The organism is Arthrobacter arnarulunnguaqae (genome assembly GCF_051262515.1).
Lineage (GTDB): Bacteria > Actinomycetota > Actinomycetes > Actinomycetales > Micrococcaceae > Arthrobacter_N.
In genome coordinates, this window is record NZ_JBIMER010000025.1 from 1 (window position 1) to 26,527 (window position 26,527).

Genomic DNA, 26,527 nt, shown 5'->3' on the forward strand with positions numbered 1-26,527 from the left:
TTTCGAAGCCTGGCAACACCACTACAATCACCACCGAGGCCACACTTCGCTACGAGGACTTCCACCAGCGTCCCGCGTACCCAACCTCAGTGGTCAATACAGCTAGTCACCTTCTCCCAGCGGTATAACGGAGTTATACTTAGGGAATGAAGACAGCGATCTCCATCCCCGACCATACATTTCAGCAGGCCGAATCGGCAGCCCAACAGCTGGGCATTTCGCGGTCCGAGTTCTTCACCAGGGCGGCTGAGCTACTCATCCGCGATTCGAAGTCCGAATCAGTGACCGCCCGCTTGAACGCCAGCTTGGAGCGGTCCGCAGAAAGTGACTCCGACTTTGCCACATCCGCCGGACGCCGAGCTCTCACCGGCACTGGAGCCGGAGAGGATTGGTGATCGAACGCGCCGGCATCTACTGGGCAGATCTGGGCCAGCCGGAAGGTAGCTCCCCAGCCAAGCGGCGGCCAGTCTTGGTGGTCCAAGCGGACACTTTCAATGAATCATCGATCCGCACGGTCCTCGCGGTGGCCATCACGTCCAACACCCGGCTGGCGACGATGCCCGGCAACGTCTTCCTGCCAGCCGGCGACGTGGGGCTACCCAAGGATTCCGTCGCAAATGTCAGTCAGCTGGTGACGTTGAACCGGTACGAACTTGTAGAGCGCGCCGGTGGTGTCCCCTCCGATCTGATGATGGACGTCGACCGCGGACTGGCGCTGGTACTGGGACTCTAGGCAGCCCCCGGCTCCCGCCGTCGTAGACTCGGGACATGCCAATCACGCGCCTCACCCTCGCCTCCCACACACAGCAGTCCGACGTCGAGCAGCGCCGGGGCGCGCTGTGAGCGGCGGTCTCGTCGCCCTCCTGGACGACGTCGCGGCGCTCGCCCGCATCGCGGCCGCATCGGTGGACGACGTCGCCGCAGGCGCCGCCAAGGCGGGCGCCAAGGCCGCAGGCGTCGTGATCGACGACGCCGCCGTCACCCCGCAGTACATGTCAGGGGCGGACCCGTCCCGCGAGCTTCCGATGATCAAGCGGATCTTCTGGGGCTCGCTCCGCAACAAGCTGCTGATCATCCTGCCGGCGCTGCTGCTCATCAGCTCCTTCATCCCGGCGGTCATCCCGTTCATCCTCATGGCCGGCGGCACCTACCTCTGCTACGAGGGCGCCGAGAAGGTTTGGCACAAGCTCCGCGGCCACCACGAAGCCGAGACGTCGCCCGCGGTCGAACGCGGACCGGAGGCGGAGGCCAAGGTCATCAAGGGCGCCATTACCACCGACTTCATCCTGTCTTGCGAGATCATGGTCATCTCCATGAACGAGGTGGCCGCCGAGTCCATCTGGTCACGGGCGATCATCCTGGTCGTCGTGGCGCTCGCGATCACGGTGCTGGTCTACGGGGCGGTCGGACTCATCGTCAAGATGGACGACATCGGCCTGCACCTGACCACGAAGGACTCCGCGGGCACCAAGCGCTTCGGTGAGCTGCTCGTCAAGGGAATGCCCGCCGTCCTGGCCGCGATCACCTTCGTCGGGACCATCGCCATGTTGTGGGTCGGCGGACACATCATGCTCCAGGGTGCCTACGACCTCGGCTGGCACGCGCCGTACGATCTGGTCCACGTCCTCGAAGCCCCCGCCGCGGCGCTCCCGGTGGTCGGCGGCTTCCTCGGCTGGCTCGTGAACACCCTGTGCTCGGCCGTCCTCGGACTCGCCTGGGGCCTGGTCGTCATGTCCGTCGTGCACCCGCTGCTCAAGTTCCTCCCGTTCGGCAAGAAGAAGGGCGAACACGAGGAAGGCGACGTCCGCGCCGCCATCGCCGGCTACCGGCAGTCAAAGCACGACGCCGGGGCCGGCGCCTAGGAAGAGCCCGCCCCGTGCTGGCGGGGATCCGTGTTGACGTCGCGTCTCGGACATCCATACCCCTTCATTATTCTGCATCAACATGTAAAATAATGTAGGTAGATGCAAAATTCCAAGGAATGGTGTCCATGCGCCTGCAAAATCCACTCGCTTCGCTCGCCCCAACTGTCGATCCGGCCGTTCTCCACGTTCTGGCCCGTGCCGACACAGCCTTCACGGTCCCGGCCATCCACAGACTGCTTCCCGAGCGCCATTCCGAAGGCGGCGTACGCATCGCCTTGGCCCGGCTGGTGGCTCAGGGACTCGTTCTGGATCAGAAGATCGGCAACACCGGCTCCTACCGGCTCAACGGGGACCACCTGCTGGCCGACGCGGTACGAACCATGGCAAATGCAAAGTCCGAGCTGATCGACCGGATCAGGAGGGACGTTCAGGAGTGGCCTTTTGCTCCGCTGGACATCCGGCTGTTTGGCTCCGCGGCCCGGGGCCAAATGCGCAACGATAGCGACATCGACCTGGCCGTCATCCTTCCCGACGACGCGGACGAGGACGAGACCGCGGAACACATCACATCCCTCACGCAGAGAATCTCGTCGTGGACGGGGAACGACACCCGCCCCCTCGTCTACCGTCAATCAGAAGTCCGGCCGGACCCGTTGTTCGACAACGTCGTGGCCGACGGCATCCCCGTCCTCATCGGGTCGGGGTGGCTTGAACGGCGCCTCCGCCTGATGCGGGCAGAGTCATGCCTCCCTCAGCCGAAGGCCGCCCACCACTAGGTGTGGCGCCCAGGCCGGCTTTTGCATGGGGGCCGGGTCTCGCGGTCGCGTTCTGCGCACTCCCCTATCGATCCCGACAACCCGGGTCTACGATCGGCTCATGTCTGCCCCGCTGGACGCCTATGCCAGGGCCTTGGACCGCGCGCGGTTCCATGCGTTCGAATGGCTCCGCTCGGTTCCGGAACGTCCCGTCGGCCCCACGGCCGACGCCGATGCGCTGGCTCCCCTGTTCGCGCGGCCACTCCCGGACGGCCCCACCGATCCGGCCGCCGTCGTCGACGAGCTGGCCGAGCTGAGCGAACCCGGGCTGATGGCGATGCAGTCCGGCCGGTTTTTCGGCTGGGTCATCGGCGGAACGCTGCCCGCGGCCCTCGCGGCAGACTGGCTGGTCAGCGCGTGGGACCAGAACGCAGGCATGCGGTTCGCGACGCCGGCAACGGCCGCGATCGAGGAGGCCGCGGGCGGGTGGCTCTTGGACCTACTGGGCCTGCCGGCGGGGTCCGACGTCGGATTCACCACCGGCGCGACGATGGCGAACTTCGCGGGCCTCGCCGCCGGGCGGCAGCACGTGCTGACGGAGGCGGGCTGGGACCTGGACCGGGACGGGCTGTGCGGGGCGCCACGCGTGCGGGTCTTCGTGGGCGAGGAACGGCACGCGGTCATCGACCTGGTGCTGAAGTACCTGGGACTGGGGGCACCCGTCGTCGTGCCGGTCGACGGCGAGGGCCGGCTTTTACCAGACGCGCTCGCGGAGGCGATGGATACGACGCCGGGGCCCGCACTGGTGTGCCTGCAGGCCGGAAACATTCATTCGGGCGCATTCGATCCGATGCGCGAGGCGGTCGAGGTGGCGCACGCGCACGGGGCTTGGGTACATGTCGACGGGGCCTTCGGGTTGTGGGCCGCGGTGAGTCCGCGCTGGGCGACACAGCTTGACGGGCTGGAGACGGCGGACTCGTGGGCGACCGACGCGCACAAGACGCTGAACGTCCCCTACGACTGCGGGATCTCGGTGGTGTCCCGGCCGACGGCGGTGCGCTCGGCGCTCGGCGTTCACACCAGCTACCTGGTAGCGGACGACCACGGTCCGGGCGACCCGCACGAGAAGGTGCCCGAGTTGTCGCGCCGGGCGCGCGGCGTTCCGGTGTGGGCGGCGCTGCGCTCGCTCGGCCGGTCCGGGACCGTGGAGCTGGTCGAGGGCTTGGCCGAGGCGGCCCGATCGCTGGCGGACGGCATGGGCTCGATCCCGGGCGCGGAAGTGCTCAACGACGTGGTCTTCACCCAGGTGTGCACGAGCTTCGGCACGGACGAGCGCACCCGGGAAGTGACGCAGCGGCTGATCGCGGACGGAACGGCGTGGATGTCGGGCTCGCGCTGGAGGGACCGCGACGTGCTGCGGATCTCGGTGAGCAACTGGGCAACGAATGCGGAGGACGTGCGGCGCTCCGTGGAGACCGTGGCTCGGGTGGCGGCGCTGGTGCCGTAGGAATCGGCGCGTTTCCTAGGTGGACCGGTCCGGTCAGGGATTGGCTCGCACGGCAGCTGTGCCAGTACAAGCATTTGAAGGAAAGGAACCCAGAGCACCACGCTTGGGTTGCGCGCGGACGTTGCGTCGCCCGGGGGCCTGACTGCGAGCCCCTGCTTTCTGGTCGCTGGGTGCGACATCCCGGACCATAGCCGTGGCGGCGTGCGGCATACTGGGTCAACAAGCACCGGCTGCACCATAGGGAAGGCAAGCATGCGCACGTTCGGGGTGGAGGAGGAGCTCCTGATCGTGGACGCCCGGACCATGGTCCCGCTGCCGGCCGGCGACTGGGACCCTCCCCTGGGAGAACGGTCGGATGCCGACGGACACCAGTTGACCACCGAGTTGCAGCAGGAGCAGATCGAGGTCGTCTCCCCGCCCCAAACCACCCTGGCAGGGCAGCTTGAGGCGATCCGCCACGGCCGCGCCCTGGCCGACTCTACGGCGGCCGGAATCGGCGGACGGGCAGTGGCCCTGCCCATGGCACCGGGTCCGGTGGTTCCGCACCTGGTTCCCGAGCAGCGCCACCGACGGATCGCCGAACAGTTCCGGTGCGTAGCCGACGAACAACTCACCTGCGGCTTCCACGTCCACGTGGCGGTGGAGTCCCGCCGGGAGGGCGTCGCCGTGCTGGACCGCATCCGCGTCTGGAACCCGGTCCTGCTGGCGTTGAGCGTGAACTCCCCGTTCCGGAAAGGCGCCGACAGCGGGTACGCCAGCTACCGCCACCAGGCCTGGTCGCGGTGGCCCACCGCCGGCCCGACCGAGATCTTCGGTACCGCCGAGGCCTACGACCGCCAGTTGCAGGCCCTGCTTGACAGCATGGTGCCGCTGGACGCCGGAATGCTCTACTACGACGCCCGGCTCTCGGAACGCCACCCCACCGTGGAGGTCCGCGTTGCCGACGTCTGCCTCGACGCTGAACACGCCGCCGTCATCGCGGCCCTGGTCCGCGCCCTCGTCGAGACCGCCGCCAGGGAATGGGCCGCCGGCACCGAGGCACCCCGTGTCCCGGTCGCCGTGCTCCGCGCCTGGACCTGGCAGGCAAGCCGCCACGGTCTCGAAACCCACCTCGTCGACCCAGCTACCGGGGTCCCGCGCCCCGCCGGTGACGTCGTGTTCATGCTTCTGGACCTGTTGAGGCCGGTCCTGGCCGAATACGGCGAGGAGCAAACCGTGGAAAGGGTGGTGGCCGACATGCTCTCCCACGGCACGGGGGCGCAGCGCCAGCGCAAGGCCTATGCGCCGCGCAACGACCTCCGCGACGTCGTGTACGCGGCCCTGGCAGCGACGCACCGCAACCAGTAGAGCGGTCGCCGCCACAGCCACCGCAAAAAGCCCGCGTACATATGGGACCACAGCGTCGCTGAACGGAACATCGGGCGTTGCCCTGGGGTCAAACGTGTTCCCTGTTCCCTTGAATGGGAGCCGTCGCAGAGACACGCGTGGAGTGGAATGGCCGAGACCTCCCGGTAGCCCCGAACGGTCGGGGCGCGTCCGTCCCGCTTGAAGCCTCGGGACTGGTCACCTGTCCGCCGCGTGGGGACGTCACGCAGGCAGGCGGGTCGCCGTCGTCCGCACCCCTTGTGAACTGTGTGGCCACCGGCGGCGACCCCCGCCAGACCAGAGCCGGGGAGCTCGCCGAGGGCAAGCCCGTGACCATCGGCGCCGACGACAGCGTCGAGGAGGCGATCGCCACGATGAAGGAGCACCAGGTGCGCCGTCTACCGGTCATCGACGGCCGCGACTTGGTCGGCATCCTCAGCCAGGCGGACATCGCCCGGACCTACCCCGAGGACCGCGTCGGGGACCTCGTCGGATTCATCTCCATGGATACCTGAACCGACACTCCGCCGCCCGGGTCTGGAGCATGCTGGTGCCGGCGTCCACGCGCCCTCGGGACGGCGCCGGGACATGGGGCTTGGAGGCGCCGGAAGCCTGTACATGGGCGCGCCGCCGGTCCTAGTCTGGGCCAACCAGATCGGTAGGAAGTCCGCGACGCCACCGAGCGCGAGGACCTCTCCCCCGGCGATTCGACGCCGTTCGACGGCCGCACCCAACAGAGGAGAACCCACGGAAACCCGATGCACCAATCCCAGCCGGAGAAATAGGCTTGCACCTACGGCCGTCTCGCTAAGTCTGGTCGCCCGCTCGAATGTTCGTTTCCTCCCGGTGTTCACGCAGGTCTACACAATCTTCGGAACGGACGAGCGCACCGGGGGGCATGACGCAGTGGCTGATCGCCGACGGAAGGTTGTTGATGTCGGGCTCGCGCTGGAGCACCCCGACTCTCCGAGGATGGCGCGGCCGAGCTCGTCCTCGGACTCGTCTGGGGTTTGCTCGTCGTGTCAGTCGTGCACCCGCTGCTCAAGCTGCTGCCGTTCGGAAAGGACAAGGGCGGGCACCAGGAGGGCGACGTCCGCGCCGCCGTCGCGCCGTTACACGCCGGCTGGCACCTTGAGGAGTTCCGTCAGCGGCACGGCGGGGTCGGCGGCGGGCCCGGCGGGGAGCCGTCCTCCGGTGCGAAGCGCGGCCTTGACCGCCATGAAGTCCCGGGGGTTGTTGATGCAGTCCGCAGCCAGGATCCTTCCGTCCCGATAGTAGAGGACGGAGAACCGTTCCGTCCCCGGGTTCCCGCGCAACACCACCTGGTCGTGCCCCGCGGAAATCCCCGCGATCTGCAGCTTCAGGTCCCCCTGGTCCGACCAGAACCACGGCACCGCGTCGTACGCAGCCTCCTCCCCCATCAGCGTGGCGGCCGCGATCCTTGCCTGCTCCGCGGCGTTGGGCACGCTCTCGAGCCGGATCCTGGCCAGCGGGCCGCGGGCGGCGCCCGGCAGCGGCATGTTGGCGCAGTCGCCGACGGCGACGGTGGCCCCGTCCGAGCACAGCATCCGGCCGTCGACCACCACGCCGTTGTCCACCTCGAGGCCCAGCCCCTCGGCAAGCGCAGTGGAGGGCACGACGCCGATCCCCACCACCACGATGTCGGCCGGGACAACCGTCGCCCGGCCCTCGCCGGCGGGTTCCACGGAGGCTCCCGCTTCCCCTCCCCCAGAGAGCCGGACGCCGGCGACACGCCCGTTGTCGCCTTCGAACGCCTCGATCCGGGCATTAAGCACGACGTCGATGCCCCTCCTGCGGTGCGCTTGAAGGTAGAACTCGCTGGTCTGCTCCGAAACCGCACGCCCGATCAGCCGCGGAGATGCCTCGATGACCGTGACGGCCGCTCCGGCCTTCCGTGCGGCGACGGCGACTTCCAACCCGATGAACCCGCCGCCGACCACGGCGACCGTCGTGGCAGTGGCAAGTTCGTCGGCGAGGGCCACGGCGTCGTCGGCCGTGCGCAGGTAGCGCACCCCGGCGAGGTCCGCGCCCGGCACCGCGATACGTCGCGGGGAGGCGCCGGTGGCCAGCGCCAGGCGGTCGAACGCGAGCGCACGTCCGGTTGCCGTCCGCGCCAGACCGCCACCAGTCGCCGTCCGGCCGATCCGCGCGATCGGGTCTCCCGTGAACAGGTCGATACCGTTCGCCGCGAACCATGCCGGGACGCGCAACTCGATTGACCGGGTCGCCTGGTCCTGCTGGTCTGGCGATTGCGGGGCGAGCCACCCCTTGGACAGCGGCGGTCTTTGGTACGGCGGCCGCGCCTCCGCCCCCACCAGGGTGATGGGTGCGTCCCAACCCGCCGCCCTGAGCGCGGCCGCGAGCTCCACCCCGGCTTGGCCTGCGCCGGCGATCAGGACACCGGCTCCACTGTCCCCGCCGCTCATTGCTGGCACTCCGGCACGCTGACCGTTAGCCCGTCGACCGCGGGCAGCTGGCAGGAAAGCCGGCTGCCGTCGAGCCGCTCGGACGCGGTGCAGTCCAGCATGTCGTCCTCGTTCGCGCCCAGGGGCGGCAGGACGACGTCGGACCTTGGTTCGACGTAGACGTGGCACGTGGCGCACATGGCGTTTCCGCCGCACTCGGCGACGATGCCGGGGACGTTGTTGGCCACGGCCGCGCGCATCACGGTCTGGCCGGGTTCGGCGTCGACCACCGCGGACGCCCCGTCCGGCTGCAGGAACGTGAGACGCTGCGTGGAGCCGGGCCGGGGCGCGGCCCCGGACATGGAAGCGGTCGTCTGAGACATGTTGCTCTCCTTTGCTCTGCGGGGGCCCTCAGGCCGCCGGGGTCAGTCGCAGCGGCAGGTGCTCCAGACCGCGCAGGGTGTTGTTCAGTTGGATCTCGGGCTCGCCGACCAGTTCGATCCGGTCCACCAGCCGGGCGAGGGCGCCGAGCAGGCACTCGCCCTCGAGGCGGGCAAGCATCTGGCCGAGGCAGGCGTGGACGCCGAAGCCGAAGCCCACGTGCCCGCCCGCGCGGCGCGTGATGTCGAACTCGTCCGGGCGTTCCCACTGTCGCGGGTCGCGGTTGGCCGCTGCGAGGAACATCAGAACCTTCGCGCCTTCGGGCAGTGCGACGCCGGAGACCTCCGCATCCGCGTTCGCCGTCCTGAAGAAGGTCTGCACCGGCGAGGCGTGGCGGATGGTCTCCTCGAACGCGGCGCGTGCCAGCGACGGCTTGTCCTTGAGCAGTCTGAACTGTTCCGGGTTCGCGGCCAGGCAGTGCAGCGCCGAACCGATGCCGTGGACCGTGGTGTCCACGCCGGCGGACAGGAACGAACGCAGGAGCCGTGCCTGATCCTCCTCGTTGTAGCCGGCTTCGGCAGCCGAGGCGTGCAGTTGGGCGCCGAAACCGCCGGGTTCGACGTTGCCGGGCGTGCACTGCTCCATGATCCAGCCGGCGGCCTTGGACCCGCGCTCCATCGCAGACTCGTAGAGGTGGTTGATCGGGCCGAACGTGTTGAAGACCATGGATCCGTAGGGCAGCAGGTTCTCGCGCCCCTCCTGCGAAAGCCCGACCCAATCGGGGAAGACCTGCAGCGGGTAGCGCTCGGCAAGGTCGTGCACGCCGTCGACCTCGCCCCGCGCGGCGACCTCGGCGACCATGGCGTCGGCCTTCGCCTGGAACCCCTCCTTCATGGTCCGCAACAACTTCGGGTTGAGGATCCTGGTCACCACGCCGCGGGCGGCCGTGTGGTCCGGAGGATCGGCCTCCAGCAGGAGCGACGGTGGACGCCACGGCTTCTCCTTCGCGAAGTCGGAGAGGCCGACGCCGCGGGAGGACACGAAGGTGCCGTGGTCGGCAAGGACGCCCGAGACCTCCCGGTGCCGGGCCACGGCGTACACGCCGTAGCGCTCCAGCCAGACCACCGGTCCGGCGTCGCGCATGGCGGCGTGGCCGGCGTAGGGGTCGCGCAGGAAATCGTCGCTGAACGGGTCCAGACTTAGGGAGGGGACGCCGGTGGGGGCGGGGGCGGGGCCGACGGCGATGGCGGCACCGTGGGCTCCCGCGCTGTTCACGGAGGTGACTGCGGTGATTCGGGTCATGGCTGGTCCCTTCAACTGTCCGGCGGGTTAGTTGGCGGCCACGAGCGGCGCGACGTCCAGCGGGGCGTCGATGATGCCGTATTCCTCCATGAGGTCCGCGGCCTTCTGCAGCTGCTCCTGGTCCAGTTCGCCGGCGAAGCGCGGCATCTCGATGGCCTCGACCACCTCGGCGGACACCTTGGTGTAGGTCGGCACCAGTTCGACGAGCGCGTCCCGGTCGCCTTGGAGCTCCTCCGTGGACGCGACGATGGCTGACTGGAACGCCTCGACCGCCTCGGGGTTCTCCTGGGCGAACTTTTCGGTGGTGACCCAGCCGGCGACGGGCATGTCGGCGATGGAACCGTCGAACAGGTCGCCGATCTTGGTGAACCCCGCAGCCTGCGCGCCGGCTTGGAACGGCTCCACCTGCCAGGCCGCGTCGACGACACCCTTCTCGAGCGCCCCCTGCATGTCCGGGTACGGCATCTCGACGAACTTCACGTCCCCCGGCGCCAGACCGGCGTCCAGCAACAGCGAGTTCACGGCCACCGTGCCGATGTTCTGCAGGTTGTTGACGGCGAACGTCTTGCCCTTCAGGTCGGTGACGCCCGCGATGCCGGAATCCGGCGCGACGAAGATGCCGTGGTCGGAGTCGCCGACGTCGTTCCCCGCCACGAGGCGGATGGGCAGGCCCTGCTGGACGGCCAGGAGCGCGGAGGTGTAGTTGGTGTACGCGAAGTCGATGCTGCCGGAAACCAAAGCGGGGATCGCGGCCGCGCCGCCCTGGGTCTGCACCAGTTCGACGTCGATCCCCTCCGCCTCGAAGAGTCCGGCCCGGTCCGCGTGCACCGCAGTGGCGGTGTGGACCAGCGGGAAGTAGCCGACCTGGTGGGTCTCGGTCTCGCCCGAGTCGTCGGCGGACTGTGCCGTTCCGCCACATGCCGAGAGTGAGAGCAGCAGGGCGGAGGCGCCGATGGCAAGAAAGGTGGCGAGGTTGGTATGGGCGGTGCGGAGTGCAGACATCTTTGTCCTTCCGGAGGCCTGTCGCCAGGCTGGTCGTTGATGCGCTCAACTATGCTGTGGGTCACAGTCAGTCGACAGTCCTTTTTCCGTTGAAAGGAAGAGATGGCCAAATCGTCCGCCGGAAGATCGTCATTGAGTCGCGCCATGGGTGTGCTGGCCGCATTCGACCTGGATGCCGTGTTCCTGTCCGTCTCGCAGCTCTCCGCGCGCAGTGCGCTGCCACTGACCACCACGCACCGGCTGGTGACCGAACTCCTGGAACTGGGGCTGCTGGAGCGCCAACCCGACCGCACCTACCGGCTCGGGGTGCGCCTCTGGGAACTGGCATCGAAGACCCCGGGCGCCGTGGGGATCCGCGAGGTCGCCAAGCCGCACCTGCTCGCCGTGCATTCGCGGGTGGGGCAGCACGCGCAACTGGGGGTGCTGGACGGGCGTGAGGTGGTCTTCCTCGAACGGTTGTCGACCAGGGAGGCGGTGGTCAACTACACGGTGATCGGCGGACGGCTGCCACTGCACGCCTCGAGCAGCGGACAGGTGCTGCTGGCTCACTCTTCCGCCGAGTTCCAAGAGGAGATCCTCGGCTCGGAGCTCGCCGCCTACACGGCGAACACCGTCCACCGCCCCGCGGAGCTCCGCTCCCTCCTTGGCAGAATCCGGCACGACGGCTACGCGGTGGCGGACGGCTTCCTGCACGAGAGCGCGCGCGGCATCGCCGTCCCGGTGCGCGGGGTGAACAACGACGTCGTCGCGGCGATGGGGGTGGTGGTGCCCAATGACGACGCTTCGCCGATGCCTCACGTCAGGTTGCTGCTCGCCGCCGCGGCGGCGACGTCGAAGGACCTTCTGGCCGCCTACTCGCCGAGCTCGGAGGACGACGCGCGGCGCGCATTCCGGGTCCTCATGCGTTCGAGTCCGGGGCCGCACTCCGGAGGGCAGGCGCCGCCCGTTTCTTGACCGGTGAGCATGACGCGTTCGCCTTCTAGTTTTCATAATATTTTGACGCTAAAGTCTGATAAGCCTCATAATATTGGAGAATCAGATGGGCACCTCATTGTCGGCACCGACACTTGAAGCACTCCAGTCGCTCGGCCGTCACATCTCCGTGGAGCGCCGGCAGGCCCGCTGGACCCAAGCCGAACTTGCCGAACGGGCAGGCATCTCCACCGGCACGCTCGCGGCCGTCGAAAAGGGCTCGCAGTCTCCGTCCATCGGTACCGTGTTTGAAATAGCGACGCTGCTGGGCATACCCCTTGTGGCGGCCAGCGAACCCGCTACACGCCGGCAGCTCGAAGAACGCCTGGCGGTGTTGCCCACACGGGTGCGCCACCAGGTGGAGATTGATGATGACTTCTAAGGCCTACGTATGGATCTGGCTCCCTGGGAATGCCACCCCCGTGGTCGCTGGAGTGCTTCAGGCAAACGGAAGAACCCACTCCTTCACCTACGGTCGCAGCTACCTCGAACGTGCTGACGCCATCCCGCTCTATGCCCCGGAGCTGCCTCTGCAACGTGGTACGCAGCGGCCGGATCCCTCGTGGGACGCCCACGGCTGCATTCAGGACGCCGGACCAGGCTTCTGGGGTCGCCGGGTCATCCTGGCCACACATTTCGGGCACTTGAACCACGAAAGCGACACTGACGACCTGCCCTTTCTCGCATACCTCTTGGAATCTGGATCCGATCGCATCGGTGCCCTCGATTTCCAGGCTTCACCCACGGGAAGTCGAAGCGCAGGGCGTCGTTGATCGCATCGTGTCCACGATCGAGGATGGCTGGGACGAGGTGGCAGACGTCGTCGGGCTGACGCTATTGGAGCGCAGGCGGCTGAAAGGCGGGGCGATCCTGAACCCCTCGATTTTCTATACCGACTGAAGGCGCCCCTCCGCCTCAGACCTCCCCGAAACCGGACGCCACCAGGTCGGCGAGGGCGTCGACGGCGTCCCTGCCGTCGGGGTCCGCGGTGGCGATCTCCACGTCGCGCCCGCGGACGAGCCCCTGAGCCATGATCGCGAGCACGCTCGTCGCGTCCTCGCCGTTCACGGTGGTCTGGGACGGGAAGGTGCTGGCGAGCCCTGCGAGTTCGGCGGCCGGGCGCGCATGGAGGCCTGCCAGGTTCACGACGGTCACCAGCCGCGAGTACGCGGCGGGCCCCGTGGATCCGTCGGCCGGCGAGGTGCCGACGGCCGGGACAGCCGCCATCGAAACGGGGGCGGCCGGAACGGCGGTCCGGGCGGCCGCCGCAACCGCGTCGCGGTCCCCGCCGCTCTGCGCCGCGACGGCGGCGGCGACCCCGCCCTCCACGAGCGGGGCGTCGACGATCCCCACCCGGGACCGTTCGTCGTCGTCGAGGAAGTCCAGCGCGGTCTCGGCGGTGAGGATGGCGGAGCCCAGGTCGCAGAGGATGACCGCGCCGTCCCCGGAATCGGCCCGCGCGATGGCCGCGGTCACGAGGTCGAAGCTGGTGCCGATGCCGCCGTCGTCCATTCCGCCGGCGGCCACGAGGGCGACGTCCGGCGCCATCTGCCGCGCCAGATCCACCAGTCCTTCGGCGATCTTGGCGCTGTGGGAGACGAACACGAGGCCGACGGTCATGGCGCCGCCACGCGCCCGGCGGCGTCCGCCGCAGCCCGGAGCAGCAGGGCGGTCGACTGGGCGCCGGGGTCGCGGTGCCCGATCGCGCGCTCGCCCAGGTAGCTGGCGCGCCCCTTGCGCGCGACGAGGGGCTCGGTCGCCGCCGCGCCCTGCTCCGCCGCGTCCGCCGCGGCCGCGAGCACGGCGGCGGTGTCCCCGTCCTGCCCAACGGCGGCATCGGCGGCGTCGACCGCCGGGGTCCACGCGTCGACCATGGTCTTGTCGCCGCTCTCGGCCTTCCCCCGGAGTACGACGCCGTCCCTCGCCGCCCGGAGCAGCGTGGCGATCGCGCCGCCGTCGAGTTCGGGCAGGCCGGCCACGGCGCCGGCCGCTTTCAGGTACGCGGTTCCGTACAGCGGTCCCGCCGCCCCGCCGACCGTGGAGATGAGTGTGGTCGCCACGAGCTTGAGCACGTCGGCGGGGATGGCCTCGGCCGGCAGGTCCTCGAGCTTGTGGACGACGGCGGAAAAGCCGCGGTCCATGTTCTCGCCGTGGTCGCCGTCACCTATGTCGCGGTCCAGGGTGTTGAGCTCCATCCGGTTCTCGGCGATGACGGCGGCGCTCGTCCGCACCCAATCGATGGTCCATTCGGCACCCAGGCTCATCGGGTTTCCTCTCCTCGGTTGGCGGTCACGGCTCGGGTAGCCGCGGTTCAGCGGCCCCAGCGCAGGGCGGCGGTCTGGACGGGCGCGTCCCAGAGTTCGGTCAGGGCGTCGTCGAGCTTGAGGACGGAGAGGGACATCCCCTGCATCTCCAACGCCGTCGTGTAGTTGCCCACGAGCGACCGTGTGACCTCGATCCCGCGCTCGGCGAGCGCCTTCGCCGCGTGGCGGTAGGCGATGTACAGCTCGAGCTGCGGGGTCCCGCCCATCCCGTTCACCAGGAGGAGCACCTTGTCCCCGGACGCGAAGGGGAGGTCCTCGAGGATCGGACCGAGCAGGCGGTCGACGATCGCGTCGGCCGGCTGCAGCTTGGCCTTCTCCCGCCCCGGTTCGCCGTGGATGCCGATGCCGATCTCGATTTCGTCGTCCGCCAGCGTGAAGCTCGGCTCCCCCGCGTGCGGGACGACGCAGGGGGCGAGTGCCACGCCCATCGAACGGACCTGGCCGATCACCTTCTCGGCGACGGCGGCCACCTCGTCGAGGGAGTCCCCGCGCTGGGCGGCCGCGCCGGCGATCTTCTCAACCAGCACCGTGCCCGCCACGCCGCGGCGGCCGGCGGTGTACAGCGAGTCCTGGACCGCGACGTCGTCGTTCACCACCACGCTGCGGACCTCGATGCCGTCGGCGCCGACGAGGTCGGCGGCGGTCTCGAAGTTGAGGACGTCACCGGTGTAGTTCTTCACGATGTGCAGCACGCCGCGGCCGCCGTCCACCGCCGCCGTCGCGGCGACGATGGGATCCGGGGTCGGAGACGTGAAGACGGCGCCGGGGACGGCCGCGTCCAGCATCCCGTATCCGACGAATCCGCCGTGCATGGGTTCGTGGCCACTGCCCCCTCCGGAGACGATGCCGACCTTGTCCGAGGGGGCGTCCGCCCGCGCGAGGTACAGCGGATCGGCCGACGCGCGCACGATGTCCGCATGCGCGGCCGCGAATCCCTCGACCGCCTCGGTGACCACGTTCTTGGGATCGTTGATGAGCTTCTTCATGGGAGTCTCCTGTTGCGCGCGTCGGGACCGGGACCGTTGGGGCAGCCTGCCTTCAACCTATCCGCCACGTGCCCGCGGGGGGAAGGGGGCGTGCGCCGGACGGACACGCGGCACGCCGGCCGCCTCAGATCTTCGTGGACAGCGCTCGGAGGCGTGCGCGCGACTGTGCCACGACGCGGTCCACGATCGGGTGGTGCCAGCCTTCGGCGGCAGCTGACTGCGCAACCTGCCCGAGGGAAGCCTCGGCGGCTTCGAGGGTCCCGTTCACTATCCGCCGTGCCAGGGGCACGCGCATACCCCAGGTCGCTGCCTCTTCGACGAGCGAGGATCCGGTGACGTCGTCGATAAAGGCCTCCCCGCCGACGTACAGGGAAAGGTCTTTGGTCTGGTCTTCCCAGACCGAGGTCGGCACGACGTCGTTGGCGGGAGCCAGCCGGACGTGTGTTCGCTCCAGCAGGAGGGAAAGATTTCGAACGTGCATGTCGCAGTTGCCCAGCACCATGTTGACCGTGAGGAGTTCGAGCAGTTCCCGCAGCGCGACAGGGGGGGGAAACGTCGCGTGGTCGCGGAGCAGCCGGGCCATGTCGATGAGCCGGGGCGCCGACGCGGGGCTGTTCTGGTACTTCTCGCTGCCGCCGAGGGCCTGCCCGAAGTCCTCCTGGTGGATGCGGTGGACGGTGCCGTCCGGGCCGGCCTCCCGGTCGAAGCGCGTGACCAGGATGGCGCGGCTGGCGCCGACGGATACGACCCGCGTGTCGGCGGCCGCGGCGGTGACGCCCTGCTCGTGGCACGCCTGGACGAGGCGCATCCCGAACACCTCGGCCTCCGGGATTCCTGCCCATTGTTCGGTCCCGTCACCCATCAGCCGTGGCGGTTTGAGGATGTGCGTGGAGGGCGCCCCGTAGAGCGGGACGCCGATGCGGTCGCCGTCGACAACGACTGCGAGCTTTCCCTGGAGGCCGCCGAGGCTGGAGCGGACCCCCGGCCCAACCTTCGCCGTGATCGTCGTGGCCCTTGCGGCCTCGGTATTCATCCCCAACGTCGCCCCCCAGGCACTGTTCACCGCCCTAGCTATCTCCGCCCTGGCATCTGGTGCCTCCAGCATCCTGGAGGTCGTCTACCCCAACGAACTCTTCCCCACTGAGATCCGCGCCACGGCAGTCGGCTTCGGCACCGCGATCAGCCGCGTGGGTTCGGCGGCCAGCACCTACCTCATGCCGGTCGCCATCATCCGCTTCGGCGCCTCCGGGGCCCTCCTGATCGGCGCGGGAATCTCCCTGATAGGACTCGTGGCGACCTTCATCCTGGCCCCGGAAACAGCCAACCGCTCCCTCTCGGACGCCGCCGGCGACTCAAGCAACAAGCAGCAGAACCCAAAAACCACGACCGAAGCAGCCCACCCAGTAAGGAACCCACGTATGAGCAAGCACCAGCCCATCGGCCCGGCTGAAGCAACCAAGGTCCCCCGGTTCGCCGGGCTTGGCACCTTCGCCCGCCTCCCACAGATCGACGCCGTCCCGGACTACGACATCGCGGTTCTCGGCGTACCCTTCGACGGCGGCACTTCCTTCCGCCCCGGCGCACGCTTCGGCCCCGCCGCCGTCCGCGAGGCCTCACGCCTGCTGCGCCCCGGCTACCACGTGGAACTCGACGCCACCCCTGTCGAGGCGGTTCAGGTGGTCGGCGCCGGCGACGTGGCCTGCACCCCCTACGACATCGGCAAGGCCGTACAGCAGATCGAGGAGCAGGCGCTGCCACTGATGGCCAAAGACAAGCGCGTCATCGCGGTCGGCGGCCCTGTTCATCAACCCGTTGGCGGGTTCGGCCCCGCTGGTGAACCCGCCGCTCCGGAGACGGTCGCGCCCCCAGCCGCGTTCGACGCTCGGCCGATGCTGGAAGTTCACGACGAGGAATGGGTGAAGCCGGAGATCCCATACCGGCCTGAGCCGTCCAGGCACCAGCGCCCTGCACAACCGAACGCCCAGCGTGCGGGGCAGCGAACTGGCCAGCGCCGGAACCGCCCGGAATGGTCCGGCGGCCGCAACGTGGACAACAGCCGCCGATCCTTCTACCAAACTCCCGCGGTGAGCGTGCAGACCTCGCCGACACCATCACCCGCACATATGAAATCACGTGTACTTTGAGCCCGTCATCGCGTCCCCCGATCAATGCGACAGTTGCCTAAGTTTGGGACCCGCCCCTACCATCCCATCACCGCAGTGAGAAGGTCGTCTCGCGATCAGCGGGTATTGAAACACGCAGGCTTCCTCAAGGGGTCCGGCGCTGAGGTGCTTATCGGGATTGACGCTGCGCCCCGGAGAGCGGGTCGCTTATGCTCGGGTACGCGGTGCCGGCTGCGCCTTCAAGGCGTCGGGCCAATCCGTCCGCGGCCCGACGTATGGACGGTGCGTACTGGGCCAGGTCGGTCCTGAGGCCGTAGCTGACAATTCCGATTGCCGCTTGGACGATGCCACCCACCAGGACCGGGGCGGCAAGGGAAGTGGATCCGAGCTGATATTCCTGGTGGCTCTGGGCATAGCCGTGCTGGCGGGTCTGCGCCAACTGTCGCAACATTGTTCTCCGGTCCGTAATGGACTCCGGCGTGTATCGGGTGAGGGGCAGGGCAAGGATGGCGTCGACGAAGGCCTCCGGACTGAAGGCCAGCAAAGCCTTGCCAACGCCCGTGGCGTGTAGCGGTATGCGGGCTCCGATGCGGCTCTGTAGGGGAACGGAAATCTCGGACGTGAGTTTTTCGATGTAGATGGCATCCGTTCCGTCGCAGACGGCCAGCTGCACGGTTTCGCGGCAGTCGTATTGGAGGTTGAGTAGAAACGGCATGGCTGTCTCACGCAGTCGGCCGTGGACGGGTGTCAGCAGGCCCATCTCCCACAGTCGCACTCCCAGCCCATAGCGGCCGGCACTGTCCCGGTCGAGGAAGCGTCCGTCTTCGAGCTCACCGGCAAGGCGGTACACGGTCGCCACGGGAAGCCCGGCCCTACGGGCGAGCTGGCTGAGCGTGAGCAGTGGATTTTCGACATCGAAGGCGGCCAGTACGGCCAAGGCCCTCGCGGTGACGGACTTGGCCGAGCTCTTGTATGGCTCCTCACTCATCACTGCCCTTCCTTTTGGCGCTGGCCATGGGGACCGCGTCGGTGCCGGGTGCCGGAGGCGCGCCGTGACGGGACGCGGAGGCCAGGATGGCGGCAAGGCTGCGGGCAGCCCCCATCAGCTCGGGGAGCATTGTCCCGAGGGAAGCCCCAGGCGCGGCGGTGCCCGCGGACCTCGGCGGTGTGCTCAGGGACAGGGCCATGGGTGGGCGGCCTTCGGCCCGGATCGGGACGGCGTATTCGACGTGCCCGGCGGCGTCGGATAGCTGCGCCCATCCTCGTTCCCCGGCAGCGGCGACGCTCTCCTCCACCCGGGTGAACTGGGCTCGGGTCAGGGGCAGGGCGCTCCTGGCCGCCGGGGCCATCCCTCCCATGAGGACATGTCCGGCGGCAGAATCCCCCAGCGACAGGGTCGTTCCGGGTCCGGTGCCGGGGGCGCTGGCGCCGTTGGCCAGGACTTCCTCAACGCAGAGGGCCCGCTCTCCGTTGCAAACGAACACGCGGACCATCATCCCGGACTTCGTCGCAAGACGAAGCAAGAGGGGGCGGGTTCCCATGCCGATCACATCGTGCGTGGGGGCGAGGATCCCCAGTTCCCAGATCTTGGGGCCGATGGCGTAGCGGCCGGAAGGGTCCCGCTGGACGGCCGAGATGGCCTCGAGGTGGTTGAGCAGGCGGAACGTCGTCGCCACCGGGAGTCCGCTACGGCGGGAAATCTGCGACAGGGTCATCTGGCGATGCGCCATATCGAAGGACATGAGCACCGCGAAGGCCCGTTCAGTGACGGACTTCCCCGGGGAAGCGGCATCTGCACCCGCCATCGTTCTCCTCCGCTGAGTCCCGTCGGCTATCACGAACACCCTAACCCTTGTTTCATCTGATGAAAAGCACAAATTGTCCATGCTCGGACCGGGTGTCACCTCAGTCCCCCGTCCAGAATTCTTTTCGCTCAGTGAAAAGACTTCTGGTGATCGGTGTCACACCTTCTCACACTGGAAGCCAGTCCCGTCATCCCGACACCCATGGACGCGAAGGAGCAGTCATGACCACCACGGACAGCGAAGTGAACGAAAACTCAGTACCAGCGGAGAAGAGCCCGCAGGAACGCAGTTTTCCGGATCCCTACGAAATCGAGACACCCGAAGGGGCCGACGGGTGGGAGGAGATGTACGCCTACCACAACCGCTTCCTGCCGACGCGCGGGGCGGAAGACTCCTCCAAGACCTGGTTCCGGAACTCACTGCACTACCCGGAAGTCTCCTACCCGTTCGACCAGGTCACCATCGACGGCGCCTTCACCGGGACCGGAGTGACGAACACCCGGGTGTTCGCGCTACCCCCGGCCAAGGGCCTGGACGTTCGCGTCATCAATGGCTACACCTACATGTCGACGATCCCGAGCCCGGACGACGAGGAACAGGCGCGGCGGGCCGAGGAGTTCGGCAAGCGCGCCGGCTACTACTTCGAGAACTGGGACACCCTGTACGCCGAATGGGAGGGACGCGTCACCGGCGCCATCCGGTCTGTGCACGAGCTGGAGGTTCCGCCGCTGTCCGAATTCGAGGCCATCGAGCGCGTCACCGCGGACCGCGGGCCGACCCAGGGCAATCTCCTTCTGACCGCCTACCACCGCCTATTGGAGCACGGCGACCAGATCTGGACCCTGCATTCGGAATTCCTGAACCTGGGTTACGCCGCGTACCTGCAGTTCCTGACCCTGTGCAAGGAGCACTTCCCGGAGATCGACGACCAGACCATCTCCCGCATGGTCAGCGGCGTCGACGTCCTGCTCTTCCGTCCCGACGACGAACTGCGGGCGCTGGCCCGGAAGGCCGAGGATCTCAGTGTCGGCGACCTCGTCCACGCCGCCAACACAGAAGAGGACCTCCTCGCCAGCCTGGGGGGCTCCGAGGCCGGCAAGGCGTGGCTGGCCGCCCTCGACGAAAGCAAGGACCCGTGGTTCTACTTCTCGTACGGGTCCGGGATGTACCACTCCCATCGCAGCTGGATCGACGACCTCCGGCTCCCCATCCAAGCCATCGGGGACTACATCGTCCGCCTGCGCGGCGGTGACGACCTGCGAAGGCCACTGGACAAACTCCAAACCGAACGCGACGAACTCGTCGTGCACTACCGCTCGCTCCTGGACGAGGAGGACCTGCCGGCCTTCGACGCGGCCCTCGGCCTTTCCCGGACTGTGTTCCCCTACGTCGAAAACCACAACTTCTACGTTGAACACTGGTTCCTGACGAACTTCTGGAACAAGGCCCGCGAGTTCAGCCGGCTGCTGCAGACGTGGGGCTTCTGGGACGACGTGGAAGACATCTTCTTCCTACGCCGGGCCGAGGTCGAAGAAGCCATCGTGGACCTGCAAATGGCTTGGGCTGCCGGCGGCAAGCCCCAAGGGGGCTACCACTGGCCCGAGATCATCGAGCGGCGCAAGGAAATCTACACGGCGCTCAGCAATTGGAACCCGCCGCCGGCCCTGGGCCCGGTGCCGGGCGAGGTCAACGAACCTCTTACCATCATGCTCTGGGGCATCACCCCAGAAACCGTCGAACGGTGGCTTACCGCCCAGGAAGGCGGCAGCAGCCGGACACATCTGACCGGGTTCGCCGGATCCTCCGGAATCGCCGAAGGCCGTGCGCGCGTAGTGCTCCGCCCCGATCAACTGGACACCGTGCAGGAAGGCGAAATCCTCGTCTCCCCCGTGACTAGCCCGAGCTGGACACCCGTCTTCGGGCGCATCCGCGGCGCAGTGAGCGACATTGGCGGCATCATGTGCCACGCGGCCATCGTCTCGCGTGAATACGGACTGCCGGCGGTCGTCGGCACCGGATTCGGCACGTCAACCATCAAGACCGGCCAGCTGATTCGCGTCGACGGCGACGCCGGAACCGTCACCATCCTGGACGAGACCGCCGACGCCTGACAGAAGCGCCGGGCCCTCGCCCCGCAGACACGCCATCCGCCGGCAGCGGATCACACGCGCTGCCGGCGGAGCCGATACCCCCCAAGTAGGAAGAAGACCGTGGGAAAGTACACAAGGAAATTCAACGAGCTCCGCAGCACCGACCGGCCGCTGGTCGGCGGCAAGTGCGCCAGCCTGGGCGAAATGGTCCAGGCCGGGCTGCCCGTGCCCGACGGCTTCGCCGTCACGGTGGAAGCCTACGAGGACTACCGCGACGACTCGGACCTGCGTGAACAGCTCCTGCGGATCGTGCTGGGGGCCGACGCGCAGAACAACGCCTCCCTGCAGCAGGCGCACGACGAAGCCGTCGCCCTGATCCTGGGCCGCGAGCTGCCGCCCGCCATCGAACAGGAGATCCGGGAAACGTACCTGCAGCTCTCGCGGGAAACCGTGCAACGGCGCGGCACCGGCGACGCGGACCGCACGCCCGTCGCGGTGCGCTCCTCGGCCACGGACGAAGACGGCGACGCCGCCAGCTTCGCCGGCCAGCAGGAAACCTACCTGTGGGTCGTTGGGGAAGACGACGTCATCGCCAAGGTCCGCGAATGCTGGGCCAGCCTGTACACGCCGCAGGCCATCGCCTACCGCTCCAGCATGTCCGCCGCAGAGGCCTCGGAAGCCTCAAAGATCTCCGTGGCCGTTCAACTGATGGCCCATGCCGACGTCGCCGGCGTCACGTTCACCGTCAGCCCGCGCACCGGTGACCGGTCGATCATCGCCATCAACGCCAGCTGGGGGCTCGGGCAGTCCGTCGTTTCCGGCGAAGTGACCCCGGACGAATACTGGCTGACCAAGATCGGCCCCACCCTGACCAAGAGCCGCATCGCCTCCAAGGCCCACGAATACGTTCCCGCCCCCGGCGGCACGGGCGTCGAGTTCCGGGCCGTGGAGGAATCCCGCCGCGACGTCGCCTGCCTCAACGAAGCGGAAGTAGTGCAACTGGCCGACATCGCCCTGCGCGTGGAGAACCACTACGACTGCCCGCAGGACATCGAATGGGCGCTGGAGCACGACGCCGACGGCAGTCCCAAGGTCATGCTGCTGCAGTCGCGCCCGGAAACCAACTGGAAAAAGCGCAAGGAAGAAAAGAGCAAGAAGACCACCACGGCAACGTCCAACCTGCTTGGATTCGTCGCCGCCGCAACGAAGGGCAACACCAAATGAGCACCCCGTCCACACCAAGCTGGCAGGACGTCCTCGACCTCGTCACCCAGCTAGACGACGGCGCCTACGAATCCGCCTCCGTGGACTTCGGCGACGTCTCCGTCCGCCTCTCACGCTCGGCGGACACGCCCCCCGCCCCGCCGGCCGGGGCACCGCCACAGTCCCCCGCGCCGCCAACAAACGCGCCGGCCCCCGCAGCCGCCCCCGCCGTTGCCGAACCGGCGCCGGCGGCCCCCGCTCCCGCGGAGCCCGCCACCAACAGCACCGTCGTCACCGCCCCGATCATCGGCGTCTTCTACCGCAGCCCCTCCCCCGGCGCGCCCCCCTTCGTCGAACCCGGGGCGGCCGTTGAAGCGGACACCACCATCGGCATCATCGAGGTCATGAAACTGATGAACCCGGTCACCGCCGGCACTGCCGGAACCCTGACCGAATTCCTGGCCGCGGACAACGCCCAGATCGAGTTCGGCCAGCCGCTGGCCGTCGTCGCCGAAGAAGCATCGCCGTGAACGCGCCGCACGGGACGAAGAGGCCCGTGGTCCTCGTCGCCAACCGGGGCGAGATCGCGGTGCGCATCATCGCCGCGGCACGGAGGATCGGCGCCAGTCCGGTGCTGGCCGCCAGCGCCGCCGACTCCGACTCGCTCGCCGCGCGCCTGGCAGACCGGATCATCGTCATCGGGCCCGCGCAGGCCGGCCGGTCCTACCTCCGGCCCGAGTACGTCGCCCAAGCCGCCGTCCACGCCGGGGCGGACCTGGTCCATCCCGGCTACGGGTTCCTCAGTGAACAGCCCGAACTCGCCGAACTCCTCGAAGCGGAGAACATCGCCTTCGCCGGCCCGCGCCCGGAAACACTGCGTGCCGTCGGCGACAAGAGCAGCGCACGCCGCGTCGCCGTAGCGGCCGGGGTCCCGGTGGCCGTCGCCGTGGAAATCGACGACCCGGGCGCCGCCGCGCAGCTCGGCGACTCCCTCGGATACCCGCTGTTGATCAAGGCCGTACACGGCGGCGGCGGCCGTGGCATCCGCCTCGTGCGCGACTCCGCCGAACTGGCGGAACTCGCGCCCCAGGCCGCGGCGGAGGCCCAGGCGGCGTTCGGCAACGGTTCCCTGTACCTGGAGCGCTTCTACCCCGCGGCCCGCCACGTGGAGGTTCAGGTGTTCGGCGATGGGAAGGGCGGCGTCCAGATCTTCGGGGACCGCGACTGCTCGGTCCAACGCAGACACCAGAAACTCATCGAGGAATGCCCCGCCCCCGGACTCTCGGAGTCCCGCCGGTCGGTGCTGCACGAAGCATCGCGGGCACTCGTTCGGGCGCTGCAGTACCGGGGTGCGGGAACCGTCGAATTCCTCGTCGACACCGAATCCGAGGACGTCGTCTTCCTGGAGATGAACGCCCGCATCCAGGTAGAGCACCCCGTCACCGAGGAAGCCTTCGGCATCGACCTGGTCGCCGCCCAGCTGCGCCTCGCCCTCGGCCAGGACCCTCAGCTCCCGGACGTCCCCCCCGTCCCGCCGACCGTCGCCATCGAAGTGCGCATTAACGCCGAGGACCCCGACAACGATTTCCGCCCCAACCCTGGCCTGATCACCGACGTGCACTGGCCCGAGGGCCCCGGCATCCGCGTCGATACCCACGTCCGGGCGGGGTACGCGTTCCCGCCCTTCTACGACAGCCTCATGGCGAAGCTGATAGTGCGCGCCCACAGCCGCAGCGCGGCGGTCGAGGCCCTGCGCTCCGCCGCCGGAGCCGTCGTCCTGGCAGGGGTCAAGACCACCCTTCCCCTGCACGAATTTGTCCTGTCTCACCCCGACTTCGTCCACGGAGGGATCAGCACCTCATGGTTCGCCCCCGCCTGGGAGCAGCGAAACGCCCAGCTGAAGGAGGCCGTCAGATGACCGCAACCGCTACCCCGCAAACACAGGCCGACGCCCAGGCCCAGCCCGAGAGGCCGCAAAAGACCATCCGGTTGGTGGACACCAGCCTGCGCGACGGCAACCAAAGCCTGTGGGGCGCGACCGGGCTGACCACCGGAATGGTCGAGGCGGTGGGCCCGCTGCTGGACCAGGTGGGCTACGAAGCCATCGACTTCACCAGCTCAACCAACCTGTCCATGGGCGTGAAGTGGCACCGCGAAAACCCCTGGGAACGCATCTCACGCATGCGCGAGGTCATGCCCGACACGCCGCTATCGGCCATCACCACCGGCATGCGCTTCATGTCCTGGGACAAGGCCTCCGAAACCGTGATGCGCATGGCCCTGCGGATGCTGGCCTCCCACGGACTTCGCAGGCTCCAGATCGCCGAACCCATGAACGACGTCGCGTCCCTCCTGCGGGTGGCCCAATGGGCGAAAGAGGAAGGGATCGAACAGGTCGCCGCGGCGGTGACCTTCACCGAAAGCCCCGTCCACACAGACGAAAGCTACAGCCGGAACGCCAGCCTCTGCAGCGCCAACAAACATGTCGACGCTGTCTACATCAAGGATCCGGGCGGACTGCTCACCGTCGAACGAACCCGCCAACTCGTCCCCAGCATCCGCTCCGCGGCGGGGACCAAGACCCTCGAGCTGCACAGCCACTGCACCACGGGCGCCGCCTCCCAGCTGTACCTCGTTGCCGCCGAACTGGGCGTCGACGTGCTCCACACCGGGCTGGGCCCGCTCTCAAACGGCACCGCCCAGCCCGGCCTGGAAAACCTCGTTGGAAACCTGGACGCCCTCGGCATTCCCGTCCAGGTCAATCGAGAAGCGGCCGCCGCGGCAGCCGACATCCTCTACTCCATCGCCAAGTCCCAAGGCCTCCCGGCCGGTGTCCCCACCGAGTACGACCTCAGCCCCCACGTGCACCAGGTACCCGGCGGCATGATGTCCACGCTCAAGCGCCAACTCGGGGAACTGCGAATGCTCGACGAGCTGCCGGCAGTCATCGAGGAGGCCGGGCGCGTCCGGGCCGACCTCGGCTACCCCATCATGGTCACCCCGTTCAGCCAGTTCGTTGGCAGCCAGGCACTGATGAACGTCCTTGCCGGCAAGGCCGGCCAGGAGCGCTACAGCCGCATCCCCGACGAGGTCGTCAGGTTCGTCCTGGGCAACTTCGGGGCGCCGGAAGGGGAAATAGCCCCCGAGGTGATGGAGAAGGTGTCCGAACTGCCCCGGGCCAAGGAACTGGCCGAACCCACGGCAGAACGGTCCCTGGCCGAACTCCACGAGGAGTACGGCCAGAAATTCGGCCGGCAGCTCACCGAAGAGGAACTGCTGCTGCGGATGGTGCTCCCGGGAGACCAGGTCGACACCATGTTCGCCGCCGGCCCCGCGCCCCGGTGGACACCGGCCGGCGCCCGCCGGGCCGCGCCCCCGGTCACCACCGTCGCGGAATTCATCAGTGCGGCCCACGAACTCCCCAAGTGGAAATACCTAGCCGTCAGCCGCGGCACCGAAAAGGTCGAACTGCGGCGCACACAAACCGGAGGAACCCCATGAACCGGACCGAACTACGCGCCCGACTCGCGCACGTCCGCGGCGTCATGTTCGACATCGACGGCTGCCTGGTCCTCTCGGACGGACCCAGCGGACACGGCGGCAACACCCTCCCCGGGGCGCGGGAAGCCATCGAACTGGTCCGCAGCACCGGCCGCAGCATGGCGGTGTTCACCAATGGATCCATGCAAACACCGGCACAAATCGGCGCGTCCCTCCGGTCCCACGGGCTCGACGTCCGCGACGACGAAGTGCTCACCCCCGCCGTGGTGGCCGCGGAAACCATGGAGTCCCTCTACCAGGACCGGCCGCTCCTCGTATTCGGCGGCAACGGCGTCCAATACGATTTCGAGCGCCGCGGCCTGAACCTCGTCGACCTGGAACGGGCCATCGCCGGCGAACCCACGAACGCCGCAGCCGTCGTCATCGGATGGGACACCGCCTTCGGCAAGGACAAACTCCAGGCCGCAGCGGAGGCCGTGCTGGCCGGCGCAGAGATCTACTGCACCTCCGACGCACCCTCCTTCGCCTCCACACACCGCCTGAACGTGGGCGTTTCCGGCTTCATCGCCGCCGGCCTCAGCCACGTCACCGGCCGCCCCTACCGGGTCCTCGGAAAGCCCTCCCAGGAAGCCATTGCCGTCCTCGCAGACAGGCTGCGGGTCCCGCCGCCCCAGATGCTCATCATCGGCGACGACCTCACCCTCGAATGCAGGATGGCCCGCACCGCCGGCGCGCTCGGCGCCCTGGTGACCACCGGAACGCATTCCGCCGCCGATGCCGCAACCACCCCGGAGGAGCAGCAGCCCGACTTCGTGGTCGACAGCCTCTCGGACCTGGTCGAACTGCTTTCCCTCGCCTCCGAGGACACGCCCGCGCGCCTGGGATGACGTGGCGGCAAACGCCCGCCCCCACCGCCGAAA

At 68.5% G+C, this 26,527-nt stretch carries 29 protein-coding genes and 1 pseudogene; 20 read left to right on the forward strand and 10 right to left on the reverse strand.

Annotated features, from left to right (window positions below; genetic code table 11):
• The 9 genes and pseudogenes from ACHAAJ_RS14710 to ACHAAJ_RS14750 form a co-directional block, all read left to right on the forward strand.
• Window positions 1-106 (forward strand): annotated as a pseudogene (locus ACHAAJ_RS14710) (IS481 family transposase); the annotation flags it as partial.
• 40 nt (window positions 107-146) lie between these two features.
• A complete protein-coding gene (locus ACHAAJ_RS14715; protein WP_435728994.1) occupies window positions 147-395 on the forward strand; it encodes a hypothetical protein in 249 nt (82 codons plus the stop codon).
• Complete coding sequence (locus tag ACHAAJ_RS14720) at window positions 392-733, forward strand: type II toxin-antitoxin system PemK/MazF family toxin (RefSeq protein WP_435728995.1); 342 nt, start codon at window positions 392-394, stop codon at window positions 731-733. The genes ACHAAJ_RS14715 and ACHAAJ_RS14720 overlap by 4 nt, the downstream gene beginning before the upstream one ends.
• Window positions 734-839: 106 nt before the next feature.
• On the forward strand, window positions 840-1,862 hold the full coding sequence (locus ACHAAJ_RS14725) for a DUF808 domain-containing protein (protein ID WP_435728996.1): 1,023 nt from the start codon (window positions 840-842) through the stop codon (window positions 1,860-1,862).
• A 128-nt stretch (window positions 1,863-1,990) separates the two neighbouring features.
• Window positions 1,991-2,641 carry a nucleotidyltransferase domain-containing protein gene (locus ACHAAJ_RS14730; protein WP_435728997.1) on the forward strand — a complete coding sequence of 217 codons (651 nt, stop codon included), beginning with the start codon at window positions 1,991-1,993 and terminating at the stop codon, window positions 2,639-2,641.
• A gap of 100 nt (window positions 2,642-2,741) precedes the next feature.
• Entirely contained in the window at window positions 2,742-4,127 is a 1,386-nt protein-coding gene (locus tag ACHAAJ_RS14735) for a pyridoxal phosphate-dependent decarboxylase family protein (RefSeq protein ID WP_435728998.1), read from the forward strand.
• Window positions 4,128-4,129: 2 nt separating this feature from the next.
• A complete protein-coding gene (locus ACHAAJ_RS14740) occupies window positions 4,130-4,318 on the forward strand; it encodes a DUF6098 family protein (protein ID WP_435729025.1) in 189 nt (62 codons plus the stop codon).
• A gap of 61 nt (window positions 4,319-4,379) precedes the next feature.
• Window positions 4,380-5,474 (forward strand): carboxylate-amine ligase, encoded by a 1,095-nt coding sequence (locus ACHAAJ_RS14745; protein ID WP_435728999.1) that lies wholly within the window; start codon window positions 4,380-4,382, stop codon window positions 5,472-5,474.
• Window positions 5,475-5,752: 278 nt separating this feature from the next.
• Window positions 5,753-6,007 (forward strand): CBS domain-containing protein, encoded by a 255-nt coding sequence (locus ACHAAJ_RS14750; protein WP_435729000.1) that lies wholly within the window; start codon window positions 5,753-5,755, stop codon window positions 6,005-6,007.
• Window positions 6,008-6,604: 597 nt separating this feature from the next.
• On the opposite strand, the gene ACHAAJ_RS14755 is transcribed toward ACHAAJ_RS14750, so the two are convergent.
• From ACHAAJ_RS14755 to ACHAAJ_RS14770, 4 genes are read right to left on the reverse strand one after another with little or no spacing between them, the layout of a single operon-like run.
• Window positions 6,605-7,939 carry an NAD(P)/FAD-dependent oxidoreductase gene (locus ACHAAJ_RS14755; protein ID WP_435729026.1) on the reverse strand — a complete coding sequence of 445 codons (1,335 nt, stop codon included), beginning with the start codon at window positions 7,937-7,939 and terminating at the stop codon, window positions 6,605-6,607.
• Window positions 7,936-8,301, reverse strand: a complete 366-nt coding sequence (locus tag ACHAAJ_RS14760; RefSeq protein ID WP_435729001.1) for a 2Fe-2S iron-sulfur cluster-binding protein — start codon at window positions 8,299-8,301, stop codon at window positions 7,936-7,938. Before ACHAAJ_RS14760 ends, ACHAAJ_RS14755 begins: the two co-directional genes overlap by 4 nt.
• A 28-nt stretch (window positions 8,302-8,329) precedes the next feature.
• Window positions 8,330-9,601: a cytochrome P450 gene (locus ACHAAJ_RS14765; protein ID WP_435729002.1), complete on the reverse strand. Its 1,272-nt coding sequence runs from the start codon at window positions 9,599-9,601 to the stop codon at window positions 8,330-8,332.
• A 27-nt stretch (window positions 9,602-9,628) separates the two neighbouring features.
• Window positions 9,629-10,603, reverse strand: a complete 975-nt coding sequence (locus ACHAAJ_RS14770; RefSeq protein WP_435729003.1) for an ABC transporter substrate-binding protein — start codon at window positions 10,601-10,603, stop codon at window positions 9,629-9,631.
• A 102-nt stretch (window positions 10,604-10,705) separates the two neighbouring features.
• On the opposite strand from ACHAAJ_RS14770, the gene ACHAAJ_RS14775 reads away from it, so the two are divergent.
• From ACHAAJ_RS14775 to ACHAAJ_RS14790, 4 genes are all read left to right on the forward strand, one after another.
• Window positions 10,706-11,557: an IclR family transcriptional regulator gene (locus ACHAAJ_RS14775; RefSeq protein ID WP_435729004.1), complete on the forward strand. Its 852-nt coding sequence runs from the start codon at window positions 10,706-10,708 to the stop codon at window positions 11,555-11,557.
• 85 nt (window positions 11,558-11,642) lie between these two features.
• Window positions 11,643-11,957, forward strand: a complete 315-nt coding sequence (locus ACHAAJ_RS14780) for a helix-turn-helix transcriptional regulator (RefSeq protein WP_435729005.1) — start codon at window positions 11,643-11,645, stop codon at window positions 11,955-11,957.
• On the forward strand, window positions 11,947-12,348 hold the full coding sequence (locus tag ACHAAJ_RS14785) for a HipA N-terminal domain-containing protein (protein ID WP_435729027.1): 402 nt from the start codon (window positions 11,947-11,949) through the stop codon (window positions 12,346-12,348). Before ACHAAJ_RS14780 ends, ACHAAJ_RS14785 begins: the two co-directional genes overlap by 11 nt.
• Window positions 12,293-12,475: a hypothetical protein gene (locus ACHAAJ_RS14790; protein ID WP_435729029.1), complete on the forward strand. Its 183-nt coding sequence runs from the start codon at window positions 12,293-12,295 to the stop codon at window positions 12,473-12,475. Before ACHAAJ_RS14785 ends, ACHAAJ_RS14790 begins: the two co-directional genes overlap by 56 nt.
• A gap of 15 nt (window positions 12,476-12,490) precedes the next feature.
• Here the strand turns inward: ACHAAJ_RS14790 and dhaM are convergent, their stop codons facing one another.
• The 4 genes from dhaM to ACHAAJ_RS14810 all read right to left on the reverse strand — a co-directional run bounded on the left by dhaM (window position 12,491) and on the right by ACHAAJ_RS14810 (window position 15,918).
• On the reverse strand, window positions 12,491-13,195 hold the full coding sequence (dhaM, locus tag ACHAAJ_RS14795; protein WP_435729006.1) for a dihydroxyacetone kinase phosphoryl donor subunit DhaM: 705 nt from the start codon (window positions 13,193-13,195) through the stop codon (window positions 12,491-12,493).
• Window positions 13,192-13,839, reverse strand: coding sequence for a dihydroxyacetone kinase subunit DhaL (gene dhaL / locus ACHAAJ_RS14800; protein ID WP_435729007.1), 648 nt, complete (start codon window positions 13,837-13,839; stop codon window positions 13,192-13,194). The genes dhaM and dhaL overlap by 4 nt, the downstream gene beginning before the upstream one ends.
• 47 nt (window positions 13,840-13,886) lie before the next feature.
• Window positions 13,887-14,885 (reverse strand): dihydroxyacetone kinase subunit DhaK, encoded by a 999-nt coding sequence (dhaK, locus tag ACHAAJ_RS14805; RefSeq protein WP_435729008.1) that lies wholly within the window; start codon window positions 14,883-14,885, stop codon window positions 13,887-13,889.
• A 124-nt stretch (window positions 14,886-15,009) separates the two neighbouring features.
• On the reverse strand, window positions 15,010-15,918 hold the full coding sequence (locus ACHAAJ_RS14810) for a HipA domain-containing protein (protein ID WP_435729009.1): 909 nt from the start codon (window positions 15,916-15,918) through the stop codon (window positions 15,010-15,012).
• Here ACHAAJ_RS14810 and ACHAAJ_RS14815 point away from each other — a divergent pair.
• Window positions 15,884-17,029, forward strand: coding sequence for an MFS transporter (locus tag ACHAAJ_RS14815; RefSeq protein WP_435729010.1), 1,146 nt, complete (start codon window positions 15,884-15,886; stop codon window positions 17,027-17,029). The two genes, ACHAAJ_RS14810 and ACHAAJ_RS14815, sit on opposite strands and share 35 nt — an antisense overlap.
• A 148-nt stretch (window positions 17,030-17,177) precedes the next feature.
• Here ACHAAJ_RS14815 and ACHAAJ_RS14820 read toward each other — a convergent pair whose 3' ends face one another.
• Window positions 17,178-17,996, reverse strand: coding sequence for an IclR family transcriptional regulator (locus ACHAAJ_RS14820; protein WP_435729011.1), 819 nt, complete (start codon window positions 17,994-17,996; stop codon window positions 17,178-17,180).
• Entirely contained in the window at window positions 17,989-18,813 is an 825-nt protein-coding gene (locus ACHAAJ_RS14825; RefSeq protein WP_435729012.1) for an IclR family transcriptional regulator, read from the reverse strand. The genes ACHAAJ_RS14820 and ACHAAJ_RS14825 overlap by 8 nt, the downstream gene beginning before the upstream one ends.
• 221 nt (window positions 18,814-19,034) lie before the next feature.
• Here ACHAAJ_RS14825 and ACHAAJ_RS14830 point away from each other — a divergent pair, with 221 nt between their 5' ends.
• The 6 genes from ACHAAJ_RS14830 (at window position 19,035) to ACHAAJ_RS14855 (ending at window position 26,494) form a co-directional block, all read left to right on the forward strand.
• Window positions 19,035-20,924, forward strand: coding sequence for a PEP-utilizing enzyme (locus ACHAAJ_RS14830; RefSeq protein WP_435729013.1), 1,890 nt, complete (start codon window positions 19,035-19,037; stop codon window positions 20,922-20,924).
• A gap of 99 nt (window positions 20,925-21,023) precedes the next feature.
• Entirely contained in the window at window positions 21,024-22,127 is a 1,104-nt protein-coding gene (locus ACHAAJ_RS14835; protein ID WP_435729014.1) for a PEP/pyruvate-binding domain-containing protein, read from the forward strand.
• The gene (locus ACHAAJ_RS14840) at window positions 22,124-22,636 is read left to right on the forward strand and encodes an acetyl-CoA carboxylase biotin carboxyl carrier protein (protein WP_435729015.1); all 513 of its coding nucleotides are present in this window, start codon (window positions 22,124-22,126) and stop codon (window positions 22,634-22,636) included. The genes ACHAAJ_RS14835 and ACHAAJ_RS14840 overlap by 4 nt, the downstream gene beginning before the upstream one ends.
• Window positions 22,633-24,024, forward strand: coding sequence for an acetyl-CoA carboxylase biotin carboxylase subunit (locus ACHAAJ_RS14845; RefSeq protein WP_435729016.1), 1,392 nt, complete (start codon window positions 22,633-22,635; stop codon window positions 24,022-24,024). Before ACHAAJ_RS14840 ends, ACHAAJ_RS14845 begins: the two co-directional genes overlap by 4 nt.
• Window positions 24,021-25,607, forward strand: a complete 1,587-nt coding sequence (locus ACHAAJ_RS14850; protein WP_435729017.1) for a hydroxymethylglutaryl-CoA lyase-like TIM-barrel protein — start codon at window positions 24,021-24,023, stop codon at window positions 25,605-25,607. The genes ACHAAJ_RS14845 and ACHAAJ_RS14850 overlap by 4 nt, the downstream gene beginning before the upstream one ends.
• Window positions 25,604-26,494: an HAD-IIA family hydrolase gene (locus ACHAAJ_RS14855; protein WP_435729018.1), complete on the forward strand. Its 891-nt coding sequence runs from the start codon at window positions 25,604-25,606 to the stop codon at window positions 26,492-26,494. The genes ACHAAJ_RS14850 and ACHAAJ_RS14855 overlap by 4 nt, the downstream gene beginning before the upstream one ends.
• The last annotated feature ends 33 nt before the right edge of the window (window positions 26,495-26,527 follow it).

Bases quoted from the DNA above. Each gene is read 5' to 3' on its own strand.
- ACHAAJ_RS14785 (WP_435729027.1), top strand. From the start codon at position 11,947: ATGACTTCTAAGGCCTACGTATGGATCTGGCTCCCTGGGAATGCCACC.
- ACHAAJ_RS14855 (WP_435729018.1), top strand. From the start codon at position 25,604: ATGAACCGGACCGAACTACGCGCCCGACTCGCGCACGTCCGCGGCGTC.
- dhaM (WP_435729006.1), bottom strand. From the start codon at position 13,195: ATGACCGTCGGCCTCGTGTTCGTCTCCCACAGCGCCAAGATCGCCGAA.
- ACHAAJ_RS14765 (WP_435729002.1), bottom strand. From the start codon at position 9,601: ATGACCCGAATCACCGCAGTCACCTCCGTGAACAGCGCGGGAGCCCAC.
- ACHAAJ_RS14830 (WP_435729013.1), top strand. From the start codon at position 19,035: ATGACCACCACGGACAGCGAAGTGAACGAAAACTCAGTACCAGCGGAG.
- ACHAAJ_RS14820 (WP_435729011.1), bottom strand. From the start codon at position 17,996: ATGAGTGAGGAGCCATACAAGAGCTCGGCCAAGTCCGTCACCGCGAGG.
- ACHAAJ_RS14850 (WP_435729017.1), top strand. From the start codon at position 24,021: ATGACCGCAACCGCTACCCCGCAAACACAGGCCGACGCCCAGGCCCAG.
- ACHAAJ_RS14715 (WP_435728994.1), top strand. From the start codon at position 147: ATGAAGACAGCGATCTCCATCCCCGACCATACATTTCAGCAGGCCGAA.
- ACHAAJ_RS14770 (WP_435729003.1), bottom strand. From the start codon at position 10,603: ATGTCTGCACTCCGCACCGCCCATACCAACCTCGCCACCTTTCTTGCC.
- ACHAAJ_RS14775 (WP_435729004.1), top strand. From the start codon at position 10,706: ATGGCCAAATCGTCCGCCGGAAGATCGTCATTGAGTCGCGCCATGGGT.
- ACHAAJ_RS14730 (WP_435728997.1), top strand. From the start codon at position 1,991: ATGCGCCTGCAAAATCCACTCGCTTCGCTCGCCCCAACTGTCGATCCG.
- ACHAAJ_RS14760 (WP_435729001.1), bottom strand. From the start codon at position 8,301: ATGTCTCAGACGACCGCTTCCATGTCCGGGGCCGCGCCCCGGCCCGGC.
- dhaK (WP_435729008.1), bottom strand. From the start codon at position 14,885: ATGAAGAAGCTCATCAACGATCCCAAGAACGTGGTCACCGAGGCGGTC.
- ACHAAJ_RS14825 (WP_435729012.1), bottom strand. From the start codon at position 18,813: ATGGCGGGTGCAGATGCCGCTTCCCCGGGGAAGTCCGTCACTGAACGG.
- ACHAAJ_RS14780 (WP_435729005.1), top strand. From the start codon at position 11,643: ATGGGCACCTCATTGTCGGCACCGACACTTGAAGCACTCCAGTCGCTC.
- dhaL (WP_435729007.1), bottom strand. From the start codon at position 13,839: ATGAGCCTGGGTGCCGAATGGACCATCGATTGGGTGCGGACGAGCGCC.
- ACHAAJ_RS14840 (WP_435729015.1), top strand. From the start codon at position 22,124: ATGAGCACCCCGTCCACACCAAGCTGGCAGGACGTCCTCGACCTCGTC.
- ACHAAJ_RS14755 (WP_435729026.1), bottom strand. From the start codon at position 7,939: ATGAGCGGCGGGGACAGTGGAGCCGGTGTCCTGATCGCCGGCGCAGGC.
- ACHAAJ_RS14745 (WP_435728999.1), top strand. From the start codon at position 4,380: ATGCGCACGTTCGGGGTGGAGGAGGAGCTCCTGATCGTGGACGCCCGG.
- ACHAAJ_RS14735 (WP_435728998.1), top strand. From the start codon at position 2,742: ATGTCTGCCCCGCTGGACGCCTATGCCAGGGCCTTGGACCGCGCGCGG.
- ACHAAJ_RS14810 (WP_435729009.1), bottom strand. From the start codon at position 15,918: ATGAATACCGAGGCCGCAAGGGCCACGACGATCACGGCGAAGGTTGGG.